Genomic DNA, 512 nt, shown 5'->3' with positions numbered 1-512 from the left:
CAGAACCAGAGTTTCTCGCCGGCGTTGAAGCGGTGCGACGGCACTTCGCCGCCGTGTTCGCCGGCAAACATGCCACCCAGGCTCAACAGCCATTTCAAATCGCCCTGGCGCGGCAGGTTATCTCGCACCCACATCACGAAGGCCACGATGATGCTGACCGTGAAAAGCGGCCCCACCAGGTTGTGCAGGTTCTTGAGCAGGTAGGTCAGCCAGCCGAACAACTGGTGACCGAGGATCGGCAGCAGAAAATGCTTGCCCCACAGCATGACGATGCCCGACACGCCGAGCGTGACAAAGGAGATCGCCATCGTCCAGTGCACGTAGCGCTCGGTGGGGGTAAAGCGCTCGATCTTGCGGCCGGTCGGCGCTTCCTTCAGGGGGATCATGCCGCGCCAAAGGAAGAAACCGAGGATCACCGACGGAACGAGCACCATGAGCCAACCGCCCCACACGGTGATCACGCCATTGCGGAACAGCCGCCACTTCTGTCCCGTGCGCTGGATCAGCACGCC

At 62.1% G+C, this 512-nt stretch carries 1 protein-coding gene; it reads right to left on the bottom strand.

Annotated elements, in window-relative coordinates:
- Positions 1 to 512, bottom strand: a 512-nt coding sequence (locus D1614_RS29020) for a formate dehydrogenase subunit gamma (RefSeq protein ID WP_175579331.1), incomplete at both ends; no start/stop codon positions are given.

This window comes from Maribellus luteus, assembly GCF_003576475.1.
Taxonomy (GTDB): domain Bacteria; phylum Bacteroidota; class Bacteroidia; order Bacteroidales; family Prolixibacteraceae; genus Draconibacterium; species Draconibacterium luteum.
The sequence above is the reverse complement of the archived record's forward strand: the minus strand, read 5'-3'. Positions and strand labels throughout refer to the sequence as shown.